At 45.5% G+C, this 7,152-nt stretch carries 4 protein-coding genes; 2 read left to right on the top strand and 2 right to left on the bottom strand.

Annotation, left to right across the window (positions count from 1 at the left end):
* The first annotated feature begins 353 nt into the window (after window positions 1-353).
* Together Q0R17_RS14355 and Q0R17_RS14350 are read left to right on the top strand one after the other, a co-directional pair.
* Complete coding sequence (locus Q0R17_RS14355) at window positions 354-2,189, top strand: diguanylate cyclase (protein WP_293935978.1); 1,836 nt, start codon at window positions 354-356, stop codon at window positions 2,187-2,189.
* Window positions 2,190-2,521: 332 nt separating this feature from the next.
* Window positions 2,522-5,080, top strand: a complete 2,559-nt coding sequence (locus Q0R17_RS14350; protein WP_293935977.1) for a TonB-dependent receptor — start codon at window positions 2,522-2,524, stop codon at window positions 5,078-5,080.
* Between the two features lie 51 nt (window positions 5,081-5,131).
* Here Q0R17_RS14350 and Q0R17_RS14345 read toward each other — a convergent pair whose 3' ends face one another.
* Both Q0R17_RS14345 and Q0R17_RS14340 read right to left on the bottom strand, forming a co-directional pair.
* Window positions 5,132-5,416, bottom strand: a complete 285-nt coding sequence (locus Q0R17_RS14345) for a GyrI-like domain-containing protein (RefSeq protein ID WP_293935976.1) — start codon at window positions 5,414-5,416, stop codon at window positions 5,132-5,134.
* Window positions 5,417-5,619: 203 nt separating this feature from the next.
* A complete protein-coding gene (locus Q0R17_RS14340; protein WP_293935975.1) occupies window positions 5,620-7,140 on the bottom strand; it encodes a thioredoxin fold domain-containing protein in 1,521 nt (506 codons plus the stop codon).
* Between the last annotated feature and the right edge of the window lie 12 nt (window positions 7,141-7,152).

Genomic DNA, 7,152 nt, shown 5'->3' with positions numbered 1-7,152 from the left:
GGTGGCGTAATGCGACCCGGAACTGGAGCTGGCAAAACGAAGTGCAACTCAACCCGGACCGAGTCATTGAACCTAAAACAAGCGAGGAATTACAAGCAGCTTAAATCGTAAAAACATCTCAACTACTTTGACAATCACCGCACGCCATAAAGCCTTTTTTATTGGCCAAACTTACAATTTTATTTACAAGATTAACTTACAGATTAATATGGTTTTGTGCTTTTTTATGGGGTTTTCTTGAAAATCCTGCTAAAAACACCTTTACTAGCTATGTGTATTGGATATTTATAGGTTTCGGCTGGTTGTATGACTCTTACTCTTTTAATGAGTGTTTTACTTGTATTGGGGCTGTTATGTTGTTGTACAGTGAATCGCCTTCGCATTTAAAAATTCTATTATTACTAGGGCAAGATGCCGATAGTTTATCATTGATTAAGGTTATTCAAAGTACAGAGCTGCCTTGCACCATCCAAGAGTGTCGTGATTTTCATAAATTAGATCAGCTTATTAATAATTCACCTCAAACATTTGATGCCTTGCTTATTGATCTATCTGAAAGCCATCTAAAATATATGCAGCAGCTGGCATATATCATCAATCATTTACCTATTGTAGTTTTGGCTCCATTGGGATGCGAGCATTGGATAAAGCATGCAATACAATTAAAGTGTGAGCACTTTTTAATTAAAGATTTGGCGGGTGGTTTTTTATCTTTATTGCCAATGTTATTGCTGCGTGCCATCAATGGGAGCAGGGAGCAAATTGCGCGTACCCAAGCAGAGCTAGATATGATGGAGCATCGCTTAAGCTTAAGTCAAATTGTTGAGGGTAGCCCTGTTGCTTCATTTGTGATTGATTGTAATCATATGGTGACGCATTGGAATTCAGCGTGTGAATTATTAACAGGTAAAAAAGCCTTTGAAGTGATTGGCACAAATAATCAATGGCAGGCCTTTTATTCTGAGGCCAGGCCTGTATTGGCAGATTTAATGTTGGATGATGCCTTAGAGAAAAATGTTGATCTTTTATATAAAGGAAAAGTGCAGTCTACTAATAGCATCTGTAATGTATTTGAGGCTGAGGATTTCTTTACGCAATATGGTGAGCAAGGCCGCTGGATTTATTTTACCGCCACGCCCATTCGGGATGCTTGCGGCAAAATTGTTGGCGCAATGGAAACCTTGCAGGATGTGAGTTTGCGCCATGAAGTTGAAGAAGCTTTGCAAGCGAGCAAAGCTTTTTTGGCGCAAATTGTAGATGGCAGCTCGGTGGCTACGTTTGTGATTGATCGAAATCATACCGTTACCCATTGGAACCGAGCGTGTGAAGCATTAACTGGTTTGGCGGCAAAAGAGGTGATTGGTACGCAGCAGCAGTGGCGCGCTTTTTATCCAAGTGAGCGGCCAGTGATGGCTGATTTAATTATGAATGGGGCGATGGCTGATGATGTGGATCAGTTTTACCATGGTAAATTTCGTCCTTCACATTTAATTGATGGCGTATTTGAGGCAGAGGATTTCTTTGCTCATTTTGGTGCAGAAGGTAAATGGGTTTTTTTTACTGCGGCACCTTTAAGAGATATGGATGGCAAGGTAGTGGGTGCCATTGAAACTTTACAAGATATGAATGAGCGTAGATTAGCCGAAGAGGCTTTAAAAGCGAGTGAAGCGCGTTATCGGGATTTAAGTATTACTGATGGAATGACGGGTTTATTTAATAGCCGGCATTTTTATGAAAGTATTGATAAAGAGTTAGAGCGTGCTCGGCGCTATGGCCGACCCTTATCTTTATTATTGATGGATATTGATAATTTTAAAAAAGTGAATGATCAATATGGGCATTTAGAGGGGGATAAAGTACTGCAATCATTGGCGATGGTGATTAGGGGCTGTTTGCGAGAAATGGACAGCGCCTATCGCTATGGTGGAGAGGAGTTTATTGTTATCTTGCCCGAAACGCGCAATGCGGATGCCATTAATGTAGCGGAGCGTTTGCGCCAACGTTTTGCTGACCAAGTTCATCGGCCTAGTGCAGGGGGGATTATTAACTGCACAGTCAGTATTGGTGTGAGCCAGTTTGTGATAGGGGACGATGCTAAAAGCCTAGTGAAGAGGGCTGATGATGGCACTTATCAGGCCAAGCATCAGGGTAAAAACTGTGTGGTATTGGTGGAGATTAAACCTGTCTAGCCTGCGACTATTTGCAAAAAATTAACTTATATTTAGCCACTAAAATAGCAAATCAGTAATAAGCCCCGCCATTGTGTATGCAAATCAGGTGGGGTTTATTGTTTTAAATTCTATAGATATGCATTAATTAATTGTTGTATCTTTGCCTATTTATTAATTAATAAATATTTACATATAAATCAAGTGCTTAGGCTGCTGTTAAAGTGTTTTTTCTTATTCTATTGTCATACTTCTCTTGTTTATGATATTTTTAGTTGTTGATATATAAATAACATTTTAAATAACTTTAAGGCATAAGTAATGAGTGTTTTGTGCCTACTCAAGGGGATGATATGCGCTTTAAACCAAAACTCTTGGCGATTGTGATTACCCAAATAACCGCTTCAGCGCTGAGCTATGCCGAAGCGCTGCCAGCTATCAATAAGGTGGAGCGCATTGAGGTGGTGGGTTCCAATATTAAGCGGATTAATCAGGAAGGCCCTTCTTTGATTACCGTGTTTAAGCGTGCAGATATTGAAAAAACCGGCGCAACTACAGTAGTAGAAGCCTTGGATCAGTTGATTCCTAAAGCTTCGCTGGAGTTTGCTACGGATGGTGGCCGCTTTGCGCCAGGCTCTAGCACCGTGGGTTTGCGGGGAATGGGGGCCAAAAATACGCTGATTCTATTAAATGGCCGCCGCTTAGCACCTAATGGCTTTGCTAATGTGGATACCAGCCCAGTTAGCCTGAACAATATTCCGCTCTCCGCAATTGAGCAAATTGAAGTGCTTTATGATGGTGCTGCGGCGATTTATGGCTCGGATGCGGTAGCCGGGGTGATTAACTTTAAAACCAAGCGCAATTTTGAAGGGGTGGCGCTGACCAGCAAGCTAGGCCAAAATTTTGCGGGTGACGGGCAAGATGCGGTGTTGGGTATTGCAGCAGGGTTTGGTAATTTAAATGAAGACGGGCAAAATTTATTACTAACGCTGGATGTACTGGAGAAGAAGCCCACCAAAGATAGCGAGCACGATGCAACGCGCAGTTTGGATAATCGCAGCCAAGGCGGCGCAGATAATCGTTTTACTGGCCTGTATGGCGGCGCTTATAAAATCAAAGGTGGCACCACCACTTTATTACTGGGCTGCGAAGGCCATGGTGAAATAGTTACGGATAAATTTGGCAATCAAAAATGCTTAGCCAATGATAATTTATATCGCACTGCGCATATTCAGCGAATGAGCGCCAATGCGCTTTACAATTATCAATTTAATGATCGTTTCTCCCTCTTTGCCGAATTAGGTATAAGCAAAGATAAGCAGGAATTTGAAACTTGGCCTGTGGCTATTCCAGCCGCTCAGGCGGTGCTTAAAAAAGGTGACGCAGCCTACCGCGATGTGATCAACGGGGTAAAAACCGATGGCAAAGATGTCACCATTTCTCGGCGGATTTATGAGGCTGGTTTGGCGCAAAATGATGTGGATAGCGATTCACTCCGCGCCGTACTTGGGGCTAGGGGCTCGATTTCGGCTTGGGATGTAGAAACGGCACTGACCTATAGCAGTAATAAAAGTAGCCAGTCTAGAGAGCGCGCAGATGCTACAAAAATCAGCAATGCATTAAAAAACGGCGGTTACGATCCTTTTTTGGCGTGGAATCCAGAATCGCAGGCTAAAGCGCTGCTCACTCGGCGCAATCGTGAAGGCACAGCTTCGCTGCTGATTGCGGATGCCAAGATCTCTCACTCTGCGTTATTTAGCTTGCCAGCAGGTGATGTGGGTTTTGCCACGGGGATTAACCTGTTAAAAGAAAAAGCCGATGAAGATGCCACGGTAGCGAGCAGCCGTTTGGTGAAGTCTATCTATGGCGAGCTGAGTATTCCGCTGCTTAAAAACCTAGAATTACAAGCCGCATTACGCTACGACCATTACGACGACGTGGGCGGTGCAACTTCGCCTAAGTTGGCGTTGGCTTACCGGCCGCTAGATTCCTTACTATTGCGTGGTTCGGCAACCAGCACTTTTAGAGCGCCAAGCCTGCAGCAATTGAATATGTCCCCAACCCTTAGCTACTATTTTTATAACGATTGGGCTAGATGCAAACCTATGGGGGTAGAGGGCGGTGAATGCACGGGGCGCGTTGATTTAAACAGCCAGAGTAATCCGCAGTTAAAGCCTGAAACCTCTAATAACCTGACTTTAGGTTTTGTATTTGAGCCCACTAAAGATGCTTCGGTTAGTGTGGATTGGTATCAAATTAAGCAAAACGATGCCATTGAAAGATTAAACCCGCAATACGTGATTGATCATGAAGATAGTAATCCAGCCTTGGCTAAATTGATTAAACGCTTAGTATTAGATCCGGATGATGCAAAGAATTATCCAGGGTTGATTAAAGGAAAAATTGACGTGATTGATTTGCCTTTATCCAATATTGGCCAAATTGAAACATCGGGGATTGATGTGGATTTAAATCTTGGATATAAAACAGATGGCTGGGGTAAATTTACGCTGCGGGATCAGTTTAGCTATTTGCTAAGCTATAAAAGCTCAGATTTGCAAGATACTCCGCCGGTTGATCGCACGGGCGGTTATAATTATCCAGATTGGGAAAACCGCATTACGCTGGCTTATCAATATGCAGAATTTGATGCCACCGTTTCGGCTAAAACCTTTGCTAGGGTAAGGGACGCAGCAGATCAGCCAGAAAACAGCAGCAATCCCGATGGATATCTACCTTCATATACCACCTTTAATTTGGCCTTTGGATATAAATTAGATAAAAAGACCTCGTTTGCGATTGGGGTTAATAATATCTTTGATAGAGTAGCGCCTTATTCCGTGGATAATGGCGGATATAATGGCACTACGTCTGGGCGTTATGGTTTTTTAAGTGTTGATTACAAGCTATAAGTTTTATCGCTAAAACAAGCAGGCCAGAGTGGCCTGCTTTTTTGCGTGGGTTTAGTTGTTAAGCGCAATCCAGATTTCGGTGCGTAAATCTTTAGGCGGGGTGTTGTGGGGCAGATTAAGGTATTGCTCAATCACCGGAATATTGGCCGGTTGCTCACCGCTTTGGGGTAGCCATACGCCAAATAGCCAATGATAAGCCTGCTGTAGCTCGCTATAAGGGCCGCGATGTTCAATCACCCCATAACGCCCTGCGGGGATTTGCGTGCGGGCAAGCTCGCTTGGCAAATCGCCGTCGGCTTTGATTTCTACGCAGGCATCTGAGCGTAAATCATCCATCGCCACGCTTTGCGGATCATCATGGTATTGACCACCCGCATTAGCCGCCGCCCGTAATCCTCTACCATCCTACTCTTACTCATAGCACTTCCATGCCTTGCAGATTAAACCGGTGCGATTGATATAGGTTGTTAAGTTGGCAGCGTGTAAAAAAGCGGCCACTGAATGTGGCCGCTTTTTTTCGAATGATGCCAGACGATTGATTAAGCCTTAGGCTTGAGTAAATCCTGGCAAACACTGCGCTGTGGATCGCTTGCTGGCAGCTTGCTGCAGATGCCATCTAGCTGAGTTAATACACGGCCAACTGCTGCTGCGTGCTGCTTGTCTTTATTCCATGTAGTCAGCTTTGCGACAATTTTTTCTAGTGAGCGGCGGCTGCGTTCGTAAAAGGCGTTGGGCGTGACGGCAACCTCTTTCAGAATGCTTTGCGCCGTTTGCTCGATACGTTCCTCGTTTTGTGGAGCCAGATCAACCAGTGCACTTACATAGCTGCTGCCCCATTGCACGCGGGTAGCTGGGCCTTCGGATTTTTTATACGCTTCTTCGTACCAGCCTAGGGCTTCATCTTTATTGCCACGTTTCTTGGCATTGGCCCCCAAGGAAAGCATAAAGTAGTAAGGCGCATGCGAGCGTTTTAGCTCGGCTTTGAGTAAGGTATCTGATTCATCTAACAGGCCCGCTTCGCTAAGGGTGTAAGCGGCTGTGCTGATTACTGATTGGCGCTCGTAACCATTCGTGGTGTTTTTGTCGGCATCGCTGACGCGTGCACGCACCTCTTTGAGTAGCGGCTCGGCCAGCTTGGCATCTTTAGCGAGGTCCAGCTTGGCGAGTGCCACTTGGCTGGTTAGTGCGCTTAAGCGGTCGTTAGCGGAGAGCGTGGTGTCTAAAGCCAGTTTTTGCAGCGCGTTGCTCCATGCGGCAGTCAGCTGGCTTCTTTCTGCAGAGGCCGCTTTACTCTGTTGGCTGACAATATCGCTGGCGCTATTGACGATTACGTCAAAGTTATCGCGGCTAAGTTGCTTATCTGCCAACACTTTATGCAGCAGGGCTAGTTCTGCTGGCGAGCTGCTGGCTTGCTCATCCCCAGCGGCAATAGAGATGGCTTTTAGCTGTAAATGCGTGGCTGCATAAGTCTCTGTGGCAGGTACGGCTTGGGCTAGGGTTTTGAGTGTGCTGGCTAGTTTACTTTCTTCGATGAGCTGGGCTTGATCTGATTCCCATGAGTAATCTGCAAGTAAACGCCAGTCATCCGCGCTAAGCTTGCCACCGGCCAGTGCGCTGCTCAGCGTTTCTTTAACGGGGCGGGCGTTAGAGAGGCCTAGTTCTAGCGTGCTGAGATAGCGCTCTGCATCTACTTCGCCAGGTAGGCGGGTGATTTCTGTGCCGTCTGGTTTAAATAAAATCATGCTGGGATAACCACGCACCTTAAACTGGCTGGCCAGCTTTTGCGCACCTGGGCTATCGCCATCCACATAGACTGGAATAAATTGTTTGGTGCGATCAATAAAGCGCTGCTGATTAAACACGGTGGCTTTAATTTGATTGCATGGCGGGCACCAAGTGGCTCCCCAGTAAAGAAACAGCGGTTTTTTCTCTGCTTTGGCTTTGGCAAAAGCAGCGCTAACATCTCCTTGCTCCCAGGCGATGCCTGCTGGCACGGTGGATGGGGAGGCAAAAGTGCTGCCGCTGACAAGAATCAGGGCAAGGGCGTGGGTGAGTTTCACGGTATCCTGTCT

Origin of the sequence: Iodobacter sp., assembly GCF_025352645.1 — a bacterium.
In the GTDB taxonomy this organism is placed as follows: Bacteria; Pseudomonadota; Gammaproteobacteria; order Burkholderiales; family Chitinibacteraceae; genus Iodobacter.
This window is presented reverse-complemented; position numbering and strand designations above follow the sequence as displayed.

Excerpts from the sequence above, each read along its gene's own strand:
- Q0R17_RS14355 (WP_293935978.1), top strand. The coding sequence starts at position 354 with ATGTTGTTGTACAGTGAATCGCCTTCGCATTTAAAAATTCTATTATTA.
- Q0R17_RS14350 (WP_293935977.1), top strand. The coding sequence starts at position 2,522 with ATGCGCTTTAAACCAAAACTCTTGGCGATTGTGATTACCCAAATAACC.
- Q0R17_RS14345 (WP_293935976.1), bottom strand. The coding sequence starts at position 5,416 with ATGGATGATTTACGCTCAGATGCCTGCGTAGAAATCAAAGCCGACGGC.